Source organism: Bacillus pinisoli (assembly GCF_023036475.1).
Classification (GTDB): Bacteria; Bacillota; Bacilli; order Bacillales; family SA4; genus Bacillus_BS; species Bacillus_BS pinisoli.
This window is the reverse complement of the sequence record NZ_JAJQKI010000005.1, coordinates 217,581-240,590: the sequence shown is the minus strand read 5'-3', so window position 1 is coordinate 240,590 and position 23,010 is coordinate 217,581. Positions and strand designations below refer to the sequence as shown.

14 protein-coding genes are annotated in these 23,010 nt (G+C 39.7%); 10 read left to right on the top strand and 4 right to left on the bottom strand.

The window, feature by feature from the left end:
* Window positions 1-121: 121 nt before the first annotated feature.
* The 3 genes from mug to LT143_RS10150 all read left to right on the top strand — a co-directional run bounded on the left by mug (window position 122) and on the right by LT143_RS10150 (window position 7,009).
* On the top strand, window positions 122-628 hold the full coding sequence (gene mug / locus LT143_RS10160; RefSeq protein ID WP_246942858.1) for a G/U mismatch-specific DNA glycosylase: 507 nt from the start codon (window positions 122-124) through the stop codon (window positions 626-628).
* 93 nt (window positions 629-721) lie between these two features.
* Complete coding sequence (locus tag LT143_RS10155; protein WP_246942857.1) at window positions 722-5,449, top strand: LysM peptidoglycan-binding domain-containing protein; 4,728 nt, start codon at window positions 722-724, stop codon at window positions 5,447-5,449.
* Between the two features lie 75 nt (window positions 5,450-5,524).
* On the top strand, window positions 5,525-7,009 hold the full coding sequence (locus LT143_RS10150; RefSeq protein WP_246942856.1) for a C40 family peptidase: 1,485 nt from the start codon (window positions 5,525-5,527) through the stop codon (window positions 7,007-7,009).
* A 239-nt stretch (window positions 7,010-7,248) separates the two neighbouring features.
* On the opposite strand, the gene LT143_RS10145 is transcribed toward LT143_RS10150, so the two are convergent.
* Complete coding sequence (locus LT143_RS10145; protein ID WP_418909825.1) at window positions 7,249-9,360, bottom strand: peptidoglycan D,D-transpeptidase FtsI family protein; 2,112 nt, start codon at window positions 9,358-9,360, stop codon at window positions 7,249-7,251.
* Between the two features lie 169 nt (window positions 9,361-9,529).
* On the bottom strand, window positions 9,530-10,438 hold the full coding sequence (locus LT143_RS10140; RefSeq protein ID WP_246942854.1) for a helix-turn-helix domain-containing protein: 909 nt from the start codon (window positions 10,436-10,438) through the stop codon (window positions 9,530-9,532).
* Between the two features lie 315 nt (window positions 10,439-10,753).
* Between LT143_RS10140 and LT143_RS10135 the strand changes: the two genes are divergently transcribed.
* From LT143_RS10135 to LT143_RS10120, 4 genes are all read left to right on the top strand, one after another.
* Window positions 10,754-11,251 (top strand): hypothetical protein, encoded by a 498-nt coding sequence (locus tag LT143_RS10135; protein WP_246942853.1) that lies wholly within the window; start codon window positions 10,754-10,756, stop codon window positions 11,249-11,251.
* 156 nt (window positions 11,252-11,407) lie between these two features.
* Window positions 11,408-11,743, top strand: coding sequence for a single-stranded DNA-binding protein (ssb, locus tag LT143_RS10130; protein WP_246942852.1), 336 nt, complete (start codon window positions 11,408-11,410; stop codon window positions 11,741-11,743).
* A gap of 436 nt (window positions 11,744-12,179) precedes the next feature.
* Entirely contained in the window at window positions 12,180-12,869 is a 690-nt protein-coding gene (locus LT143_RS10125; protein WP_246942851.1) for a hypothetical protein, read from the top strand.
* Between the two features lie 508 nt (window positions 12,870-13,377).
* Entirely contained in the window at window positions 13,378-13,860 is a 483-nt protein-coding gene (locus LT143_RS10120; RefSeq protein WP_246942850.1) for a VanZ family protein, read from the top strand.
* A 152-nt stretch (window positions 13,861-14,012) separates the two neighbouring features.
* Here the strand turns inward: LT143_RS10120 and LT143_RS10115 are convergent, their stop codons facing one another.
* Window positions 14,013-16,781 (bottom strand): DEAD/DEAH box helicase, encoded by a 2,769-nt coding sequence (locus LT143_RS10115; RefSeq protein WP_246942849.1) that lies wholly within the window; start codon window positions 16,779-16,781, stop codon window positions 14,013-14,015.
* Window positions 16,774-18,423 carry an SWIM zinc finger family protein gene (locus LT143_RS10110; protein ID WP_246942848.1) on the bottom strand — a complete coding sequence of 550 codons (1,650 nt, stop codon included), beginning with the start codon at window positions 18,421-18,423 and terminating at the stop codon, window positions 16,774-16,776. Before LT143_RS10110 ends, LT143_RS10115 begins: the two co-directional genes overlap by 8 nt.
* Before the next feature lie 275 nt (window positions 18,424-18,698).
* Here LT143_RS10110 and LT143_RS10105 point away from each other — a divergent pair, with 275 nt between their 5' ends.
* From LT143_RS10105 to LT143_RS20565, 3 genes are all read left to right on the top strand, one after another.
* Window positions 18,699-21,044: an MSCRAMM family protein gene (locus LT143_RS10105; RefSeq protein WP_246942847.1), complete on the top strand. Its 2,346-nt coding sequence runs from the start codon at window positions 18,699-18,701 to the stop codon at window positions 21,042-21,044.
* Between the two features lie 129 nt (window positions 21,045-21,173).
* Window positions 21,174-21,476 (top strand): YecA family protein, encoded by a 303-nt coding sequence (locus LT143_RS10100; protein WP_246942846.1) that lies wholly within the window; start codon window positions 21,174-21,176, stop codon window positions 21,474-21,476.
* A 23-nt stretch (window positions 21,477-21,499) separates the two neighbouring features.
* Complete coding sequence (locus LT143_RS20565) at window positions 21,500-22,984, top strand: tetratricopeptide repeat protein (protein ID WP_246942845.1); 1,485 nt, start codon at window positions 21,500-21,502, stop codon at window positions 22,982-22,984.
* Window positions 22,985-23,010 lie beyond the last annotated feature (26 nt).

The following is a 23,010-nucleotide window of genomic DNA, read 5'->3' as shown; positions in this document are numbered from 1 at the left end:
CGAGAGAAACTAAGGTAGACGCATAAATCCTAAAATCGACGCATAACCCTCCCCCAGCCCCCTCAACTTTTGTATTCACCCCACTCTCAAGTTAAAATAGACCTAAAAAGAGGTGAACGATATGAACCCCATCCCAGATCATCTACAAAACAACCTAAAAATCGTTTTTATTGGCTTTAACCCCAGCTTAAAATCGGGAGAAACTGGCCATCATTTCGCCAATCCCAATAACCGTTTCTGGAAAATCCTTTTTGAAGCAGGGATCACGCCAAGACTGTATACAACAGAAGAAGACCAAGATTTAGTAAAGCTAGGTTATGGCTTAACCAATATCGTCGAAAGACCGACAAAAGAAGCACTTGATATCACGAAGGATGAATACGAAGAGGGAAGAGAGCTACTAAAGGAAAAACTTAATAAATACAAACCTAAAGTTGCGTGTTACGTGGGAAAAGGAGTCTACCAGGAATTTGCTAGGCAAAAAAAGATTGAGTGGGGTGCTCAACCTCATTCAGTCGTAGAAGGTGTCATAGATTTCGTTGCTCCCTCTTCAAGTGGCCTAGTTCGTATGAGAATGAATGAAATTGTTGACATCTATAAACAGATCCACAACCTAACCAATAAGTAACCAGTACTCTACAAATTTTCCACTAAAATACATGACGAACACCTCTAAGGCAAACACTAGAAATAGTGATTAACGATGAAGAGGTGAATGAGTATGGAATTCAAACATGATAAAATCATTCAAGATGGAGACCAATATATACTTGAGTTATACATATCGGAGTTTCAAGAGGAGTTTGCAAATGAGTTAGGTCATCTTATAAATAAGCGGGAAAATCTCTTTCAAGAAGCCACAAGAATAGCGAGAGAAAAATATCCCACTATTAAAATCAATACGATAAAAATTTTAGCGGGTGCTATGGTAATTGGGGTGATTAATCTAGGTGAGCTAAGTCCAATTCAGGCTGGTGCTCAAACTACCACTCTGCAACCAGTTTCCGGTGTGCCGCTAGTCATACATACTGTAAAAAGCGGGGAATCTCTCTCTGTAATTGCCAAGCAGTACAATGTAACCGTAACAGCAGTCCAACAAATCAATGGACTGAAGACCGATATGATTTATGTCGGACAATCCATCAAGATTCCAATCTATTCGTACATTGTCTCAAGTGGAGATACCCTTTCACTTATTGCAAAAAAGCTACAAACCACCGTTACTGATATTAAAACAGCAAACAAGCTGACAAGTGACAATATTTACATAGGGCAACGATTACTAGTGCCAGTTTCGGTGACAACGACGTCAACTGCCCCAAAGCAATCAGCGCCGCCACCACCACCAACAACAGCACCTGCTCCAACCCAACAAGAGCAGAATACTACACAATATACGGTCAAATCAGGGGACTCATTAAGTCTTATTGCTAAAAATTTTGGGACGACGGTTCAGAAGATTCAACAGCAGAATGCCCTTACCACAACGAACATTTTCATCGGACAGGTTCTGCTAATTCCCAAATCAGTAGTTGAACCTGCCCCGCCACCTGCAGTGCCAACCGCACCGACGCAACCAGCACCAACCACAACCACATACACAGTGGTCTCAGGAGACACGATTTCTCTGATCGCAAAACGCTTTAACACAACAGTCGATGCAATAAAAAGCACCAACAAGTTAACAACGGATATGATTTTTGTCGGTCAACAGTTAACAATACCAGCGGTTGGAACGTCGACGACACCAGAACCAACGGCTCCACCTATAACTAATCCGTCACCGGAACCACCATCAACCACTACTCATACAGTGGTTTCAGGTGACACGCTATCCCTACTAGCAAAACGCTACAACACTACGGTGACAGACATTAAGCAACTTAATCAGTTAACAACGGATATGATTTATGTTGGTCAAAAGCTTACAATACCGGCACCAATAGTTGTGGCTGATACAACACCGCCAGCGCCCCCAACAGTAGGGACGCTCGCAGTCATCACTCAGCAAAATGTAGCAGCGTATGAACTAGCTGGAACAGCAGAAGCGGGAGCGAGGGTTGTCATTACTTTTACCGATGAAAAAAATCAAACTGTCCAACTAGAGACAACGGCAGACCCAAATGGAAACTTTACCATGAAGCAAGGGGTAGCTAGCATTCAAGATGGAAAAATAACAATCCAAGTAAAGGCGATTGATCAAGCTGGAAACACAAGTACTGCCTTCACTCAAACTGCACTAAAAGACGTAACGGCACCAACCAATCTAATTCTAAACAACATTGAAACGATTACAGCTAAAAACCAGCAGTCGTTTACGATTAGCGGAACGGTAACGGGAGCAACCAAGATACGTGCAGAGTTTGTGGATCAGAACCAACATTCAGTCACAAAAGAGATACCTGTCACAAACAATTCCTATAACCAAACGGTGGACTTTTCAATATTACAAGATGGTACGATTAGCGTAAAACTCGTAGCCGTTGATACTCATGGCAATGAAAGTGCCGTCAAGACAAGTCAACTGATCAAGGATACAGCCAGTCCTAACGCACCTACTATAAACGTGCCAAGCTTTATTAATTCAGGTAATGAGCATGCCATTACCATCACTGGCAAAACGGAACCCAATTCGCTAGTTAGCATGAAGGTAAGTGACCAAACAAATACGTTAACGAGGCAAGTCACAGCAGATGCAAATGGTGATTACACTGTCATCATAGATGCGAGGCCTTTTCATGAGGGAACCATCACCATTGAAGCGAGAAGTATAGATCAAGTAGGGAATGAAAGCGAAAGCTACCGTGTTCAGACTATTAAAGACATTTCAGTAGGAGACCTTCTAATTTCTGAACTAGCACCAATCAATAAAGAGCTTTCAACAAATTATACGGTCAAAGGTAAAGGAGAGCCGACAACAACGGTTCAACTTACTTTTTCAGATACAGCGGGGTACAGTATAACGAAAACCATACAAACAGACGAACAAGGTAATTTTACTGAAGCCGTAGACGTAACAACATTACAAGATGGTGTTATTACGATAAATGCCTATCAAACAGATGAAGCAAATAATAAGAGTAACGTGTTTACAAAGGTCATCCAAAAGGAAACAGAAGCCCCAACTTTGGTGACACTTAATCCCGTTAAAGTTGCTACCCAACAGAATATAGGAAATTATGTAGTAACCGGTACAGGTGAACCGCAGAGTACAGTGGAAGCCGTTTTTACAGACCAACAGGGGAATGAAGTGATTCATCAAGCAAAAATTCGGGCTGATGGAAGTTTTACCATGGCTGCAAATTTAAATGCCCTAACAGGTGACACGCTAACCATCACTGTTCACCAATCGGATCAATTAGGAAACAAGAGTGAACGCACGACTCGGTCCACGACCATTGATACAACAGGACCGGCAACCCTAGAGATAGCAAATGCGTCCACAGCAAATGCCGAAACAGCTACAAACTTTACCTTTACCGGTAAAACAGAAACAGGAGCGTCTCTTGAATTAGAGCTAACGGATGGAACCAACACCATTATTTATCATGGATCAGCAGATGAAGATGGAGCCTTCTCTATCATCACAAATTTGTCCAAGCTTGCAGATGGGTTGATATCGGGTAAAATCTCAACAAAGGATCCTTATCAAAATGCAGGGATCGTTAAAGAAATCAGCTTAACAAAAGATACAGAGATTACAGACCTCACCTCGCTGGATGTAGCTGGTGAAGGAAAAGTTTCATCCGCGAATGTTGACTCGTATACGATTAGTGGAGTGAGCCAAGAAGAAGGTGCTGTCGTTACCGTTGAAGTGTCAGATGGTGTAAACACCATAACAGAAACGGCTCTAGTCGTTGACGGCACGTTCCAGAAACCGTTCAACTTAAGAAATTTGGCAGAAGGAATGCTTCAAATTCAAGTGTTTCAGCAAGATACGGCAGGCAACACAAGTACTCTCATGACTAAAACGATTGAAAAAGATACTGAAGTCGTCCAGCCCGTCATTCAAGTAAGTCAACTGACAAAGACAACAACTGGTTATACGTATCAACTTCGTGGCATAGGTGAACCAAATAGTGAGGTAACCGTTAACATATCTGGTCAAACGAGCCCAACCACAATCACCAATACTTATGTAGTAAATGAAGCAGGTCAATTTCAGTTGACCATTGATTTAGCTGCATTAAATGGACAAAAGCCTTTTATCATCATTGAACAGAAAGATGCGTTTGGCAACGAAAGTACGCCATTATTAATAGGTGTATCCACCTATGTGGTAGGCTCTGGTGATAATCTTTGGAAAATATCGACCCTACTCGGTACAACTGTACAAGAATTAAGAAACCTTAATAACTTAACGACAGATATGATTTACATCGGTCAAAATTTAAAAGTTCCGTTAGTCGCTGGACTTCAACAAACCGCTGTCTCTGAGCAGCATTCCTTTAACATGGGTTATCTCTATCATGGTAGCTCAAACACGTATATGCAAACCATGAAGTATACACAAGGCTCCATAAACGTAGTCGCACCCACTTATTTTGATATAAACCCTGATGGCAGTCTCAAACTCACTCCAGTGTTAGATCGATACTTCATCGCTTCCATGCAAAGTAATGGTATAAGAGTCGTTCCATTTTTAAGTAATCACTGGGACCGAGCTCTTGGTGAAAAAGCGCTTCATAATCGAGAAACACTTTCCACTCAAATTGCCGAAGCGGTCAGAATCTACAATCTAGACGGGGTGAATATCGATATTGAAAATGTGACCCATGAATATCGAGACGAGTATACAGAATTTGCCCAAATGCTTCGAGCTAAAATTCCTACTGATAAAGAAGTGTCGGTTGCTGTAGCTGCCAATCCGCGAGATTTTAAACTGGGGTGGCATGGATCATATGACTACATTAGTTTAGGACAAACCTCGGATTATCTAATGATCATGGCATATGACGAAAGCTTTACCGGCAGTGAACCAGGGCCAGTCGCGAGCATTCAATTCGTCGAACAATCCATTCAATATGCGATTCAAAACGGCGTGCCTAAGGAGAAGATTGTGCTCGGAATCGGACATTTTGGCCGCTATTGGCAAGAAGGAGCTCCTGTTGGGGGAAATGGTATGGCAAATGAACATGTTGCAAAGGCCATCCAAATGTACAATGGTGTCGTCACTTTTGATCAAAAAAGCATGTCACCAAAAGCTACGTTTACCATCAAGGAAGGTGATCCTGCCTTAAACGTGTATGGAAAAGTCCTCAATCCAGGCAATTACACCGTATGGTATGAAAATGAAGAATCCATTCGGGCAAAATTTGAATTAGTAGAAAAGTACGGAATTAAGGGAACAGGAAACTGGGGATTGGAACAGGAAAACCCAGCCTTCTGGAGTACCTTTTCACAATGGGTTCAGGAAGCACAGCCAGTTACAGGGGAAGGTTCTCAATAAGAGAATCTTCCTTTTTTTCACTTCAATAAAAAAACTAACGACAGTGGAAACTATGGAAAAAAGGAGGAAGCTAACATGATTATGAACCACCGTATTGAACAGGACGGCACAATCCTCCTGTTTCTCGATCCATCCTTAACTGAATTTGCCCAAGAGTTTTCTGCTTCTGGTTCTGATAAAAAAACAACCCTGCAAGCTAGTGTGATGCAATACGTTAAAACTAGAATTCCAAATGTGAATGGCCATGTAATAAAAGTAATGCTAGGTTCCATTGTCGTTACAACCATGGCTTTCGGATCAGGAAATACGATCACAGCAGAGGCGTCCGAGCCTAACCAAGTGTCAACACTACAAACTAAATATACCGTCAAGTCCGGAGATACCCTTTCTGGAATAGCAAAACAATTTAATACAACGGTCATTGCAATAAAGCAACTCAATAATTTAGCATCTGACGTAATTTTTGTAGGTCAAACGATCACGATTCCAACCACCACGACACCTACCGTCCAAACGTCAACCTATACCGTACAAAGTGGAGATTCATTATCGGTTATCGCAAAAAAATTCGGTCTGACCGTGACTCAATTAAAACAGCTTAACCAACTAACCAACGATATGATTTTTGTGGGCCAGACGTTGAAAATAACTGGCGAAACGACATCGACACCTGCAGATACAAGTTCCTACACGGTACAATCTGGAGATACTTTATCTGTCATTGCCAAACGCTATAACATGACCGTGGATGAACTAAGGCGGATCAATAACTTACCAAACGATATGATCTTCGTAGGTCAAACTCTAAAAGTAACAACAGCTGCTTCAACAGTTACGGAAACGCAAACAACATATACCGTTCAATCAGGTGATTCTTTGTCGGTAATTGCTAAAAAGTACGGTATTAGCGTGACGCAAATTAAGCAGCTGAACAATTTATCATCCGATGCCATTTATGTAGGACAAACACTAAAGTTAACGGGTACCTCTACATCAACATCTAGTTACACGGTACAATCTGGTGACTCTCTATCGCTAATAGCTAAAAAACATGGAATCACCGTGACCCAGCTAAAACAAGCCAACAACTTAACAACAGATACGATTAGAATCGGCCAAACTTTAGTGATTCCAAGTGGTACAAGTACAACGGAGCCAACTGCTCCTCAGCAACAACAATCGATGCAGCAAGTTAAAGCAGCACTCGTTCAGGATGCGAACAATTATCTAGGTGTTCCATATGTTTGGGGAGGTTCAACACCAAGCGGCTTTGACTGCTCAGGGTTCGTTTATTTTATGACAAACAAACACGGTATTGACTTACCAAGACAAACTTCAGGTGATTACTATCAAATGGGTACGCCTGTATCAAAAGCGGATCTTCAGCCTGGTGACTTAGTATTCTTTGGAGTCAATAAACCTGGTGTAGTCTCACATGTCGGCTTCTATGTTGGGAACAACCAGTTCATCTCCGCCACATCGTCTGCTGGAATAGCTGTTTATCCCATTGACCATGTATATTGGGGGCAGTATTATATGGGGGCCAAGCGGGCGTTTTAGCTTTAAAAAGTATTGGTGTTCCTGCCAAGACTTTTCTATCGTTGAAAGAATTTGTTAGCAAGATGTTATTAAATACCGTTACAAATGTATTAAAACAAAACAAACTTTAAAAAGTATTCGATTGACCGAAAAGCCATTAAAACCATGAACTACTTTATTATTTAATGTCATTGCATTTTGTTCAATGATATTCTCCAAAAGGAAACCCATTCTACCTAGCATAGAATGGGTTTTCTTGTTTATTCAGATGTTTCTTCCTCACTACCAAGAGCGGGATCACTCTCAATAATCACGTTCGGGTCTGCTGCGCCAATGCCACTTTGATTTTTAAGTTCAAAGTATTTAGCAAGTATACGCTGCCCAATTTTCTTATTAACCGGATTATTATCTCGATCTAAGTAAGGTACAACAATGGAGAAAGCCATCTCTGGCTTATCCATTGGTGCATAGCCTACAAGAGTTAGATTATAGGTGGAATGGGTAATCACTTTTCCATTTTTTCTTTCAAAAATAAACGATTGAGCTGTACCCGTTTTACCTGCTGGGTTATAGGAACGATAAGGTTCACTGCCAAACCATGCATTGGCGGTACCGCCTGATTCTTGCATCACCCGTCTAAACCCTTCTTGTACTCTTCCAAGATACTCATCACTCATATCGATTCTATTCAGCACAGAAGGTTCAAAGGATTTTACGACGGGACCTAACTGATCGTCGTTAGTAGGTTGACGAATCTCCTTTACTAGCTGTGGCTGCAAACGATAACCGCCATTAGCGATCGTTGAGATGTATTGAGCTAGTTGTAGTGGAGTGTACGTATCAAACTGTCCAATCGCATAGTCTAGCATTAAACCTGGATTAGAAAGAGTACCCTGATAACCTGTACTTTCAGAAGGTAAATCAATTCCTGTCTTGACACCAAGTCCAAATTGATGGAAATAGCTTCTCATTTCATCTAGTGCAGCGGGACGTAACGGTAACGACATGTATGGACTATAATTAACCCCCATCATACGTAAAGCAATATTAAACATATAGACGTTTGAAGATTTTTTCAAGGCATTACGGTCATCTAGAGAACCTAATGTTGCATAGGAGCCCTTTTTAGGAGTTCCCTTGAAAAACATGGTTCGATCATAGAAAGATTCCCCGGGTCTAATGATTCCTTTTTGTAAACCTGTAAGTACGGTTGCACCCTTTACAGCAGACCCCATCGTGTAAGCTGTTGTAAAGGTGCCTAAGGCATGATCCCTCACAGTGTACTGACCGTTTTCATTAACAAGCTCTTTACCAGCAAGGGAAAGAACCTCTCCAGTCATTGGGTTTAACATAACAACATAAGCACGATCAAGGAAAGTAGCCCCACCAGCTTTTTTCGCTGCGAGTAATTCTTCTTCCACGATTTTCTCTACCTCAGCCTGTAAGGCAAAATCAATAGAAAGGATAAGGTCATTCCCACTAGTGCCTTCATGGACAACCTGGGTTTCTAATACATTTCCAGCTTTATCAGTTACATTACTAATGACTTTTTTCTGACCTGATAAAACATCTTCGTATTGCTCTTCTAGCTGACTTCTACCAACACGGTCATCACGGCTATATCCTCGTGCTAGATAGTAATCAAGCATATCTGCAGGAAGACCTTCGTCCGCAGAGGAGATATTTCCAATGACGGATTTTAAAATTTCTAAATGAGGATCACGATCCCAATCCGTTGTGATATCAATATTAGGCAGAGTAGCCAATTGCTCACTAATGACGGCCAGCTCTTCATTGGTAATTCCCTTTTTCAAAATCTTAGGAGTAAGCGAAGCACCAGCTATCATCTCGCGGAAAAAAGAAACAACTTCGTATTCAGAGTCGTAATCAATTTGAGCAAGGTCCGCTTCTGTTATACGATCAAGCTGTAGTTGATAAGCGTTCTTTTTTTTCTTTTCTTCAGTCGATAATTTAGCTTTTGCCTCGTCAGGGCGTGTCAAAATCCAATAGTCCTTAAAATCACGCTCAGTAATTTTATCGTATCGCTCTTTATCTTGGTCAATTAAGGCTGCCAACGTTCTAGCGAGCTCCAACATCTCCTCAGGCTTCGTACCCTGAGGCTTTGTGTAGGTAATCGCGTTTTTTGCAACATTATCAACAATGACACGATGTTCACGGTCATAAATAACCCCACGCGGAACAGAAAGACTCACCTTCGTATTCTCCGTGCGATTTACTTCTTTCTGATAATCCTCACCATAAACAATCTGAACAACACCAAGCCTCATGATCAAGGCTGCAAACAACAAAAACACCACAAAAAACAAGAAATTCAAACGAAAGGGGACATGTGACTTCTTCTTCTTATTCATCCATCCGTACCTTCCTCTATATAAATTAAGTTTAAGGCTAATCTCATCATTCCATTTTATCATAAGAATGAATTCATCATGTCATCTAAACATAAAAACCTATCCTACTATTATAAGAATGTCAGATACCCGGAGTCAAAAGAACAATTGGAAAAGGATAGCTTGGGGGCTATCCTTGTAGTTTTAGGTCTATTAGTTCTATTGCTCTGTATGTTCGATCTAAGTTTTCTTGATCCTCATTTACCAAGAAAACCTGAATTGCTTTTTGTCCATATTCCTTAGCTTTATGATATTCTTCTTGGTAATAATGATTAAAGGCTAACTGATAATTAAATTCACCCATAAGGTAATAGGATGTATTACTTTTACAAATTTGGATTCCCTCCAAACAATTTCTATTGGAATCCTTGTAGTTACCTATCGTGGAAAGAGCTTTAGCCAAGTTGTATTGTATCCTAGTTCTAACTTTCCCAATAATGGGAACTGGAGCATGTCTAATTTCTCTCAATGCATTCTGGTAGATAGATATGGCTAAATCATACTTTGAAGTTTCAAAAGAGATAACACCCATGCTGTTCATGATTGAAAGCTCTTGTTCCGTTATATATTTTGGAGGAGTGTATGTTAAATTTAAAGCTTCTTTAAATAAATTATTTGCATCTTCAAAATTATTCATTAGATTAAAAACGCAGATTCCTTCGTGCCATATTAAGAATTGTAGATTTTGTTTGTTTTTATAGAAGGATGGAGTAGTTTTGTGTGACTTTATTAATTTATATACAGTTTTGTACTCTCGCTTCTCTACTAATTTACGTACATTATTTTTGACACCTAGAACAAATTCGCTGTCTGAGTTCTTAGCAATCTCGAAAAAGTAATTAACATCAATACCAAGCCGTTCCGCAATGAGAAATATTTTATCCCATAAACCATAAGTATTACCATTCTCAATTCTACTTAATTGAGCCTGACTAATAATGACTCCATTCTCACATAACGCCTTTTGAGTTAACCCTTTTAACTTTCTTAAATCTCTAATTGCAGGACCAATCTTATTGAAATCTGCCTCGAATGACACTACGATCTCTCCTTCTAAAAATATGCAAACTTATAATAGTACAGATGGAAAATGAAGATATATTAAGAAATATGTAGATAATTACATAATAACCCATTAAATTGCCGAAAAACATATTTTTTTAGATAAGTTAGAATATTTATGAGATTAGAAGAAAGGAGGAAATGATATGAAAAAGTGGTTATTAAGTGCAGTATTAGCTATTGCAGTTTTAGCAGCTGGTGTAACAGGTGTTTCTTACACTCAATCTGCTGATCCACTTCCTCCAGAACATTCTAGAGGATGATTTTCTTAAGCTGGACATGACTTATGCACATGTCCAGCATATTCTTTAAAAATGACAGGAGGCGAAACAAAATAGAAGACTACTACCTATCAGACATTCGTGTATTTGGATTGTCGAATATGAGAAATGAACAAAAAGGACCGGTTCATTTGCAGTTAGTTAGGCATGATTCGGTCAAACAAGGTGATTTACCAGTACGTTTCAATCAAGCTGTGTTTCAATCTGCTAGAATCCTTGCTAAGCAAGATATACCTACGGTGAAAGAGGATAAGGAACAGTATAAACCGACAAATGCCCCGTCTATTGAGCTTGTTTACCTTTCAAAAACGGGCGGTAACGGTATCAGCGTGACCATTCTTTTTCACAAAACAGGACCCTCCGTGATCTGCTACTCTAAATCTCAACCACAGAATCAGTCAGAAGATGCTTTGCCACCATTACATGCTCTACAAGGTTTATGTATCGGGTATGAGAATCGATACTCCTACTTTTTACTCCCAAATGTCGAAAAAAGTTGTCAAATTTAATAGAAATTAAATTTTAAATACGTATCAATTATTAAAATCTAATTTTGCTTAAGAGAAAATTAGATTTTTACAAACAGTTTAGCTTTCAAAGATTGATTTTACTGATTTTACCAATATACGATCCTGAAATATGATGAAACATGAGGAGGGGATCAAATGATCAATAAGGTGATTCTAGTTGGTAGACTGGCGAAAAATCCAGAACTGAAGTATTTAGAAGATGGGAAGGCGGTTGCAACAGTGACTTTAGCTGTAAGCCGTAATTTCAAAAATCAGCAAGGTGATTACGATACGGACTTCATAAGCTGCACATTATGGCAAAAAAATGCTGAAAACACAGCGAACTATTGTAAAAAAGGATCAGTTATTGGCGTAACTGGAAGAATTCAAACAAGATCATATGAAAATCAAGAAGGAACAAAAGTGTATGTAACGGAAGTCGTGGCAGAAGGAGTCAAATTCTTAAGTACAAAAAAGGAAGTAGCGGTTTAATAAAGGCTCTTTTCTTTTAGACTACTTTATCTAAAGTTAAGCTTATTCAAAGCGATAAAATGACGTACTCATCGTTAGATAAGAGTGGCTCTCTAGATGAAAAGTAGAAGACATTATACTAGTATTGAAAGCAACAATATATACGAAAAGACCCTAATAAAAAGGACCAGGAAAGGAGTGATGTAAAGGCAGTGTAATGGCTTTACTCGACGAAAATAAACCCTCTAATATTCCTCAATATATAGAATCAATAAAAGCTCTTAGAAGAGCTCTCTCTACTACCTACTCGTTTGAATACGGGCAGGTCCCCATTTTTGATACTAGCCACAATGTTGGCTAGTTTTTTTAGCTCCAAAAATAATGTGAGGTTCAAGTTTTAACCCTTGATTATCTACTTTTACTTTGTACAATAATAACAAATGAAGGATGTGTGGCGATGAGTGATCAACTAAAATTAATCATTAATAAGTTAGACCAACTACAAACCGGGCAGGAGCAAACAAATACTAGACTAGGAAATCTTGAGCAAGGTCAAAAAATAACGAATGATCGATTAGACTCTCTAGAAAAGGGACAAGAACAAGCGAATACAAGGTTAGTAAAATTAGAGGAGGGTCAGAAGCGCACGGAGGGAAGGCTCACTAATCTTGAGGAGGGCCAACAACGCCTAGAGGTAGGTCAAAAACGAACAGAAGGCAGACTCAACAACCTAGAAGAGGGGCAAAAGAGGTTAGAAGCGAGCCAGCAACGAACAGAAGGAAGGCTTACTACGTTAGAAGAGGGTCAACACCGTTTGGAAGCAGGGCAGATGCGCCTAGAAGAAAGTCAAAAACGAACAGAAGGCAGACTCAACAACCTAGAAGAGGGGCAAAAGAGGTTAGAAGCGAGCCAGCAACGAACAGAAGGAAGGCTCACTACGCTGGAAGAAGGCCAACAACGACTAGAGCAAGGCCAAGATGAGATCAAAGACATGATGAAGCACCATATGACATTAATTACAGAAGGATTCACTTCTATAAGAAGAGACTTGGGAAGAAGAGTGACAGATACAGAGGCAGACGTCAATCTGCTGTTCAGTGAAGTAGAAGACGTAAAAAGAAAGGTGAACAAATTAGAGAAAAAATAGTTAGTCATAGGAAATGGGAATACTTTTCTTGTCCCTTGGGTATACCTAATAAAAAGCCCTCGGGAAGTGATACGTATGGAGTTTGACTACAAAGAGAATTTCTCTGTCGGGATGCTATGGGGAATTGGCCTTAGTATTCCTTTATGGATTTCCTTATTCGGTTGGATCAAAATTTTACGACATCTTCTATAAATGATGCTGTTGCCCTGCTCAAAAAAGAGTAGGCTTTTTTATTTTTGGGGTTTATAGTAGACTTTTACTATTGTTTTCAATCCTAAATTAGATAGAATCAGGTTTTTCTAAGGTAGGAAGTATCATGAGAATAGGCCCAATAACTGTTTATGCGTGAAATTTGAGATATATGCGTGAAACATAGAAACTTATGCACGAAATTTGAAATATATGCACGAAAAATCAAATTTATGCGCAATCTTCTCATTTTATGCGTGAACGACTACATCCGGCAAACAAAACCATACTCCAAAAAACAAACAAAGGTGAAAAAACCATGAACCATTTCAAACACTGGATCCCTGTCATCCTCATCGCAGGCATCATCTTTTGGTTTTCCTCCCAGCCCTATCAGCAGCAGGACGTGAAACCATTTATGATAGACTTTATTAATGAAGAGTGGATACAAGCTGCCTTTGGCTGGATAGCCTTTGACTACGCCGGCTATCTAGTAAGTGTCGATCACCTTGGTGCAGCATCCTTTATTGAGTTTTTCATCAGAAAAGGTGCTCATTTTGGAATCTTCTTTTTACTAGGTTTCTTTACCATCCGTGCTTCATTACAAACGTTTCTTAAAAACCGCCCCAAAACGGGCTTATTAACATCATTCATCTTCACCTTTCTCTATGCGGTGTCAGATGAGCTTCATCAGCATTTTACAGGTGACCGAACACCACTTATCCATGATGTCATGATCGACAGTGTCGGCGCCTTAACTGGAATCCTGCTGTACATCATCTTCACAACCACCAAAAAGTAATCCCCTATCCAAACGAGGACAGGGGATCATTCTATTTTTCCTTCACTTTTTTAGACAGTGCTTCATAAAGCTCTTGCCATTCCTTTGCTTTATCGCGGTGCTTCGGATTTTCAATCTTCACTACTTCTTCTTTACGCTTTTTCACCATCTAGTTACTCGCTCCAATCTGCTCTTAGTGAGAATAGTTCATGGAGATCTCTAGTCGAAAGCTCGGTAATCCAGCCTTCGCTTTGAATGATTTCATCGTTCAGCTGCTGCTTTTTCTCGAGCATATCATCAATCTTTTCCTCTAATGTCCCGGATGTAATCAGCTTATGAACGTGCACGAATTTCGTCTGGCCAATACGATAAGCTCGGTCTGTCGCCTGGTTTTCAACCGCAGGATTCCACCAACGATCATAATGAATGACGTGGTTCGCTGCCGTTAAGTTGAGACCAGTTCCACCAGCTTTTAACGATAGAATTAAGAAGCGTTGCTTACCATCTTGAAAATCTTGAATAATCCGGTCACGCTCAGTCTTTGAGGTGCTACCATGTAAAAAACGTACCTTTTGATTAAATTCCTTTTCCAAGTAGGACCTAATCATATTCCCCATGTCGATATATTGAGTAAAAATAATGCAGCTTTCCTCTTGTTCATTAATATGACTGGCAAGCTCGGCTAGCTTCTCCATCTTGTTGGAGCGTGTTAAAATATCTCTCGGCTGCTCTTCCTTTAAATAAAGGCTAGGATGATTACAAACTTGCTTCAATTTACTAAGCATTTTTAACACAAGGCCTTTACGCTGCATGCCAGCTAACGTCTCGATCTGTGAGAAAGTATCCTTAACTAGTTGTTCATATAAGGAAGCCTGCTCAATTGTCAGGGCACAATATTCCTTTTGCTCTTGCTTGTCAGGAAGATTTAGTGCAACATCTTCGTCCTTCTTTGTTCTTCTCAGTAAGAATGGACGGATCATCCGTTGAAGCTGTCGAACCCTTTCTTCTTCCTGATCACGTTCAATCGGAATAACAAAGCGGCGATGAAACTGTGCCAGACTTCCTAAGTACCCTTTATTAATAAAATCATAAATAGCCCATAGCTCAGAAAGTCGATTTTCCATCGGTGTTCCGGTTAAAGCTATATGATGTTCACCTTGTAAACTTCGTACCGAACGAGACTGCTTCGTATCCGCATTTTTAATGTTTTGTGCCTCATCAATACAAATTGTGCTCCATTTAACCTCTTGCAGCTCTTCCACATCCAAATGAGCAAGGCCATAGGAAGTAATGACGATATCAGCTCGTTTGATCGCCTGTTGAAAAGCTTTATCCTTTTTACGGTTAGAGCCATAGTGTAAGTACACCTTTAGAGATGGAGCGAACTTTTCCAATTCCTTTTGCCAGTTTCCAAGAACGGAGGTTGGTGAAATAATTAAGGCTGGCTGCTTCGTTTTCTTTTTTTCCTTCACATATAGGAAATAGGTAATCATCTGAACGGTCTTACCAAGTCCCATATCATCGGCTAAGCAAGCGCCGAATCCAAAGCTTCGTAGAAACAACATCCATTCCACACCGTGTTTCTGGTAGGGGCGAAGCTCACCATGTAAACTAGCTGGGACTTCAATAGGAGGGAGCTGTTTTACTTCTGTCAGCTTCTTAATCATGCCTGCCATCTGTTCATTTAACTCAATTTGAATATGACGGAAAAGCTGCGTGCTCTCTAGTTCATCCACGCTTTTCTCGCGGTCTTCATCCATCAGCTCCTGCTCAAGAACATCCCAAAAACGAAGACCCTCCCGATTAGCTTTTTGCATGATCGTTTGAACTTGTTTAATAAACCCAGGATCCAATCTAATCCAACGACCTCTTATATTAATCAGTCTTCTTTTTTCATCAACAAGCTTGGTAAATTCCTCTTCTGAAATATCAATCCCATTGGTAGATAAGCGCCAGTCGTACTGGATAATGGCATTCATCCCAACAAAAGATTGCCTAGACGAACTAGGGGAGTTTTTGACTCTAGCCTTTAACGCCAGCTGAGAATCCTTAATCGTTTGCCACCAAGCGGGAAGAAGAATTTCAATACCGGCACTTGTTAAAACAGTACTTGCTTCTGTTAAAAATTCAAAGGATTCAATTTCAGACAGCGCTGTTTTCAAGCCAGCTTCTCCTTGCAGCCAAGGAATCATATTCGTAATTCGTTCCACTGCTTTATGTATCGCTTCGGTATCGTCTTGATCAAGCTCACGAATTTCATGAGCCAACAACACCTCATCTGGATTTTCTTTATCGCGTAAAATCACATTTAATTGCCAATCAAAGCCTTCCTCGACAGGCTCTTCTAGCTGCAGGCCAACTCGGAATCTCGATGCATCTTCCTTCCAGCCAATCTTCAACAGCCAATCGTCTTCATCTACTGCCACACCACCTCGTTTTAGAAGAGGATAGCGTGCTTGGAGTTCATGATAAAGTTGCAGTAATTCTTCGTCACTTTCCATATACTCTTGAAGAGCTGCACTAAACCATTGTTTTTCCGTATCAAATAACTCGATCTTCGTGTGCTTCCAGCCAATTTTTCCTGCTTTCCACTCGTCAAAATCAGGCATGAAATCCCCGTTTTCAATAGCATCCATTAAGGTAGAAGCCACATGTCGAAACTGAATGGCCTGTCCGTCCCATTCGAGAGGAAATAAACTATTGTAATGAGGCGCAGAAAAATAGTCCAGTGCCATCCAAGGGGAAAGTAGGATCCCCTCGTATCGTTTCCAGTCCATCTTTTTGACAAAAGTTCCGTAAAAGGAAGCTTCATGGCGAGCGAATGCGGCATCCTTCCACTCATCGGTACTGAGGTCTCGGCCCTGCTCATTCTCTACCCAAATAAAGATACCTTTGGAGTCTACGTATTCTGCTTTACCAATTAAGGGCTTAATCTCAATCATGAAGTAGCTTTCCTTTCTCTAATTCTTCTTGAAACGCACGTAAACGCTTGTGTTCATGAGCCAATCGTTCAATATAAGCATCCCATTTTGTCATTAGCTTTAACTGACGATATTGAGTGCGAAGCTTTTTTAAATAGCGAATGGCTTGCTTATAGGCTGGTCTTGATTTTTGCGCAATCGCGTCATTAACTGCACGGTGATATAGGGGCAGTAAAATTCGGCGGTCCGTCTTTTCAATATGTTTAATCAACTCTCGACTTTGATCTGAGATATCATAACCAACGAGCATTTGTAAGTCAGCCCAAGTTTGATAGTCCTCTTCATCAATAAGAAAGTCGTTATATTCTATAAAGCTATAAGGAAGTAGGGATTTCATAGCTTCCGTATACGCGTCAGGCTTGTTAGTTTCATCAGCATGCTCAGCGAAAAGAGGTAGAAACTGGCGTGTCATATTGCGCTTAGAGTGGTAATCCATCATGAGCTGGTTATAGTTTTTTAAAAGCTCAAGCGAGTGATTTAGCCAGATACTTTGCCGATTCCATTCCTTCGTTAGGCTTAACGTGCCGGCCCAGAAAAAGCAAAATTTAATATAATTACCTTGAATTTTTGATAGCAGCTCAATGGCTTGCTGATCCTTTTTCTCAAGATAGGCCATATGGGCAAGGGCAAACTGGCAGTCTACTGCTTGAGACTGTTTTCTCGCAATAAACTGTTCTTGTTTCTGAAGAAGTATTTTTTGCTCTTCATGAATCCAGTTTTTACGATGTAACAAGGTAATCCATACCATGAAATAAGAGATTAACCGTTCATACTGATACTCATTGCCACAATAAAGAAGCTGACTGATTTTCTCTTTTGTTTCAACCAGCAAGGATTCACCTGAGAGTGGGAAGGCAAGCTTTTTCAGGTCATTAAGTCTGTCATGAATGACATCCACTAACTGATTTACGTACGGATAGACATAGTTATCTTTGCTTCCAAGCGATAATCTAGATTGTTCGGATTCCTCTACGAGCTTTTGCATTGAAAAACTAGCAGCATGAATAATAAACAGTTCTCTCATATAAGGTACTTGAGGCGCTTTCCCACGTAGCTTGTTAAAAAAATCCTTATAAATAGATTCAAATTGAAACATAGCATTGAACGAAAATCGGTTATTCTTCTCTTTTTCCTTATATACATGGTATTCCTTCTTAAAAAATGAATACCAGCCTCCTATTTTTTCTCCAACTAGTTCGGTTTGCTCTTCTTCCTCTCCGCCTAGTACTTTAGACCTGTTTTTAGTTATAACGACCTTCTTGTTCTCTTTCCATTCTTGGAAAAATACTCCAACACGGTCAACTAACGCATAGGCATAGAAAAAGACAGCTAGTTTATGGCGGCAAATTCCACCAGTTGAACAGGAGCACTGACTTAAAACAAACACATCTAAATCAAGCGTGACATCAAATACTTCTTCCTCTTGTACCTTCGCCTCAATAAATCGTTCCTCTGTCACCACATTATAGACACGACCTTGACGGTATAAGTTTAACCCCTTTTTCATCCGGTCCCGGTCATAATCAATCTCAGGGCTAAGCTCCGTTTTAATCTCATTCGCACAATAGAGAAGCTGTTCTTTTATTAGATCGCTTTGAAGCATGTATGTTCACCACGTTTCCCTTAATCGAATCAAAAAATAATCATTCCTTTATTATACCTCAATTAGGTGTTAGAAAAAATTGATTTGAGACATTATTCAGTAAAGTGAAAGAAAGGAGAGTGAAAATGTTGTCGAAATAAAAATTTGAGTCTATCACGATAAGCTACAGGAATTTATTGTAAATACGACGAATATTCTAGCTTGCTACAATGGATTTTTACTTTTTTAGGAAGGAGTAATGGTTCAACTTTTACCTACATATAGGAGGAAATAGGATGAGAAATCGTTGGTTTATCGTAGTAGCAGCTTTCTTGTTTTTCAGTAGTACTATCAGTGCACAAGCTTCAAGTAAGCCGAGTAAGGTAGAAATGAGTGAAAGTCTAGTAGAAGCAACCATTCAAGATGAAGGAACACTTCTTAAAAACAGTACCATTCTCATTCAGTCAAAAGACAATCCGAAAAAGTCATTTCATGCAGTGACAGATGCAAGTGGAAAATTTAAAACAAAACTTAAAGACGGACTATATTCACTAAAAGGGATTCGTAAAAATGACTCTTGGTATGGAACGAATGAAGTTTTTTCAGTGAAAAAAGGTAAAGTGTCAAAGTCAATTCAAATCTCAAAGAAATTAAAATCTAAACAACCAAAGCTCCAAGCTAACGGTAACTTCACAGGGGTACTGACAGACAATCATTCTGGCATTCAAGGAAACCTTATTATATCAAGATACACAAGTGATTATGAGGAAGAAATTTATATGGTACCAACCAATAAGAAGGGGGAGTTTTCCGCACTTCTACCAGACGGAAACTATCTACTCTTTACCATTGAACAAGAACGTGGTGGATACACGTATATGCAATATTTTACAGTAGAAGGAAATCAAGTGTATATAGAAGGTGAACTTCAACAAGAGATTACCATTACATTACCTGATATCTTGTACAAAGGGAAAGTGGCAGATGGCTCGACATCACTAGCTGGAGCTGGGGTCCAACTAGAAAAAGTAATAAATGAAGAAGACTATCATTTCGAATCAATTGAATACGCCCTTACAAATAAAAAAGGCGAATTCACACTAAGAGCCTTAACAGATGGTTCTTATGCAATCAGTGTATGGCACGAAACATTTCATGCTTGGCATTTAATGAAATTTGATGTAGTAAATGGAGACTTATACAAAGAAGGCGAAAAAATTACAACTTTAGATATAACAGTGCCGGCATTAAATCTTAAAGGAAAGGTAACGGAGGGGAAAAATCCCATTACGAATGCCTATGTAGAAATAGAAGGCTATACAACTGAGGGTGACCATGTAGGTTTTTTTACTCCAACAGTTGATCGTAAGGGGAATTTTGAGTATCGCCTCCCTGATGGACACTATCGTATTGTTTCGGTAGATGAGTATAACCGAAGAACGTCGGTAGAAATCAATTTTGAGATTCTGAATGGTAAGATGGTTCAGGATGGGGTAATGAAAAAATCCATTAACATCTCCTTACCACCTGTCACATTTAAAGGGACTTTAGTTGACAATGGGATTGCCATGCATGGTGGCATTCATTTAGAGCAGGTAAGTGAGGATGGTTTTACTCACTGGTACTATGCAAATACAGATGAGAATGGAATCTACTCACTTAGGTTAACTGATGGTCATTACAAGATCGTGAGTGGTTATTTATATGAAGAAGGTAGTGACTTCTCACTAGCTTTTGAGTTTGATATTGTATCTGGAAAGCTATATGTGAGTGGTCAGCAACTGTCAATGCTGGAGCTTCAAGTCCCCCCAGTCAGCTTAAAGGGGTTAGTGATGGATGGAGACCAGCCACTAGCAGGTGGTGGAGTGTCCGTATCTTCAGCGGATGGAAACTATTATTGGAATTGGATTGGTGCGGATGGGACTTTTTCAATGAGACTAGCAGATGGAGAATATAAGCTAGATTCCATCTATTCGGATGATGGAACAAGTTCTTTCATGGATCAGAATTTTACCATTCAAAATGGTCAAACCTATGTAGATGGTGTATTAGTAGATACGCTAGAATTAACCATCCCACCTGTCACATTAACAGGCACACTATCAGGAGATAACCAGCCTATTTGGGCGTATATTAATATTATGTCTGTAGGTGAAGCAGATTTTCCACTTTACTTTAGTGGTTGGGTAAATGAAGAGGGAATTTTTAAATTCCGTTTACCAGATGGTCATTACCAAATCTATCATGTTTATTTAGAGGATGGAACCGTGTATTACCCACAAACTGAGTTTTCGATTCAAGACGGCTTACTATATGTGAATGGGGAGCATCTAGAGACGTTAGACCTTGTTGTTCCACCTGTAACCGTAGCTGGTGTCGTTTATAACGGAGAACAGCTAGTAACGAATGGTTATGTATCTATTACATCTCAACAAGGTAACTATTATGAGAGCTGGATTAGAGAGGATGGAACCTTCCAATTTAGATTGCCAGACGGTGAATATCAGTTAGCATTTATTGATAACTATGTTCAACCTACCTACTATCACAAGCCGTTCACGATTAACAATGGAAAGCTATTAGTAGACGGCCAGGAACTGAATGAATGGAATCTTAATTTAGTGGATGGAAATCAGAACTAGTGACGAAAAGGTATCCTTAAAGGGGTACCTTTTTTGTCTGAAAATGCTAGTATAAAAGTTTATAAATCTAGCAATAATGATAAAATGGAGATACATAAATATAGGGAGAGGCATGATTGTATGAAGACCATGAGTAGGAATGAACCATGTCCTTGTGGAAGTGGAAAAAAGTATAAAAAATGCTGTCAGCAGAATCAACCAACACAGTTAACAGATATCCTTTCATCTGAATTAGCCATTCAGCAGGAGGAGATGCTCTATTTTGCTTATGAAGAGTTTGAGGACGAAGTGGAAGAAGCGGTATCTAGTTATCCTACCGAAGAATTACCGGAAGAGGCCGTACATATTCTTGAACATTTCCTTGCATTAAATTGCCTATTTAGCTATGAAAAAGCCATTGAAGATTATCTGATTGACCATGGAAACAAATAAAGAGACAGCGAACGAAGGAGATTGTGAGGTCTTGGAAAGAAGGCTTTGCTTCGCTTGTGCGGGTTGTTGAGCAAAAGTCACCAATCCATTTCGAGATGACTGAAATCCTGACGAATAAGAAGCGAACGATCACTTTATTACAGGAAAGAGACTTCGACATCAATGAACTTTTATTCGGTTACTTTGTACCCTATGGTTCAAGCTATACGATTTTTACAGAAGTATTGAACTTCAAAGACGAGGATGCTTATCATGCGGAAAAGGCTATAAAAGCCATCTACGAACGTGATGCATCAGGAGATACACGCACCTTCTTTAATGAAAACTTTGTGGAGATTCTAGGTACACTTTTCTTTGGTACTGCTGAGGAACTAGTAAAAGATCTAGAGTGGGAGGATGAGCAGCACCAAGAAGTGGCGAACCTTATTCTCGAAAACTTTGAATCTTTAGACGCGCCACCAGCACTTGTCACCCTAGCCGTTACTCTTTGGTATAAATATTGTCAAATCAAGCAACCAAAGCGAATTCAAAATCCATTGCTCTATGCTGCATCCATTCAATTCCTAGTAGATTCAGCCTTGTTACCGGAGCACATGACCAAAAAAGAAATGGCGAAACAATTTGGTGTTTCGGTAAACAGCTTGTCCTCGAAGGTAAGAGAAATGGAACAAGTTCTTGAGGATGAATTGTACTCACTTCAAGAAATGCTCCTTGATGCGTTAGAGGATAGCTTGGATGATGAGGAGGATCTTTGGGATGACGATGAGGCATTTGGACCTTTTGGCCAATCTGAGGAGGCTCAAGCCCAAGAACTCATCTATAAAGCTCTTGAAGTAAAGTCAGTAAAACAAAAAAAACAGCTGGCAACGAAGGCGTTAGAGCTTGACCCGAAGTGTTTGGACGCCTTTCTTTTATTAGCTGAAATTGAAACAGACGCACTTAAGTCCTTAACGATATTGGATGTGGCTTTAAAAGCTGGAGAGCTAAAACTAGGTAAGGATTACTTTAAAGAAAATAAAGGGTACTTCTGGGGCTTACTAGAAACTAGACCATACATGCGTGTTAGACAAGCATTAGCTACTTTACTAATGGAGTTATTACGACCAGAAGAAGCCATTGTACACTTTGAAGAAATGCTAGAGTTAAATCCTAATGACAGCCAAGGAATTCGATACGATCTTTTGAAAGCCTATTTTGTCACCGACCAGTATGACAAAATTAATAAGCTTTTCAAACAATTTAACCAAGAAGAGGATGCCTTTACTGCCTATGGAAAAGTATTGCTCGAGTACTTTACAAAAGGGATTAGCAAAAATCTAAAGTCCTTACTGAACCATGCATTAGATGTGAATCCTCACGTCTTACCTTACTTAAATAAAAAGAAGAAACTACCAAAGGCTCCACCGGAATATATAGGCTTTGGTGACGAGTCAGAAGCGATTTCGTATGTATTAGAATTCGGTAAAATCTGGTGGTTTGAAGAAGAGTTAATGGATTGGTTGGGGTAACGAAAATAAACCTTGTGATATCACAA

Bases quoted from the DNA above. Each gene is read 5' to 3' on its own strand.
- LT143_RS10145 (WP_418909825.1), bottom strand. From the start codon at position 9,360: ATGAATAAGAAGAAGAAGTCACATGTCCCCTTTCGTTTGAATTTCTTG.
- LT143_RS10155 (WP_246942857.1), top strand. From the start codon at position 722: ATGGAATTCAAACATGATAAAATCATTCAAGATGGAGACCAATATATA.
- LT143_RS10150 (WP_246942856.1), top strand. From the start codon at position 5,525: ATGATTATGAACCACCGTATTGAACAGGACGGCACAATCCTCCTGTTT.
- LT143_RS10110 (WP_246942848.1), bottom strand. From the start codon at position 18,423: ATGCTTCAAAGCGATCTAATAAAAGAACAGCTTCTCTATTGTGCGAAT.
- LT143_RS10115 (WP_246942849.1), bottom strand. From the start codon at position 16,781: ATGATTGAGATTAAGCCCTTAATTGGTAAAGCAGAATACGTAGACTCC.
- mug (WP_246942858.1), top strand. From the start codon at position 122: ATGAACCCCATCCCAGATCATCTACAAAACAACCTAAAAATCGTTTTT.
- LT143_RS10125 (WP_246942851.1), top strand. From the start codon at position 12,180: ATGAGTGATCAACTAAAATTAATCATTAATAAGTTAGACCAACTACAA.
- LT143_RS10135 (WP_246942853.1), top strand. From the start codon at position 10,754: ATGTCCAGCATATTCTTTAAAAATGACAGGAGGCGAAACAAAATAGAA.
- LT143_RS10105 (WP_246942847.1), top strand. From the start codon at position 18,699: ATGAGAAATCGTTGGTTTATCGTAGTAGCAGCTTTCTTGTTTTTCAGT.
- LT143_RS10100 (WP_246942846.1), top strand. From the start codon at position 21,174: ATGAGTAGGAATGAACCATGTCCTTGTGGAAGTGGAAAAAAGTATAAA.
- ssb (WP_246942852.1), top strand. From the start codon at position 11,408: ATGATCAATAAGGTGATTCTAGTTGGTAGACTGGCGAAAAATCCAGAA.
- LT143_RS10120 (WP_246942850.1), top strand. From the start codon at position 13,378: ATGAACCATTTCAAACACTGGATCCCTGTCATCCTCATCGCAGGCATC.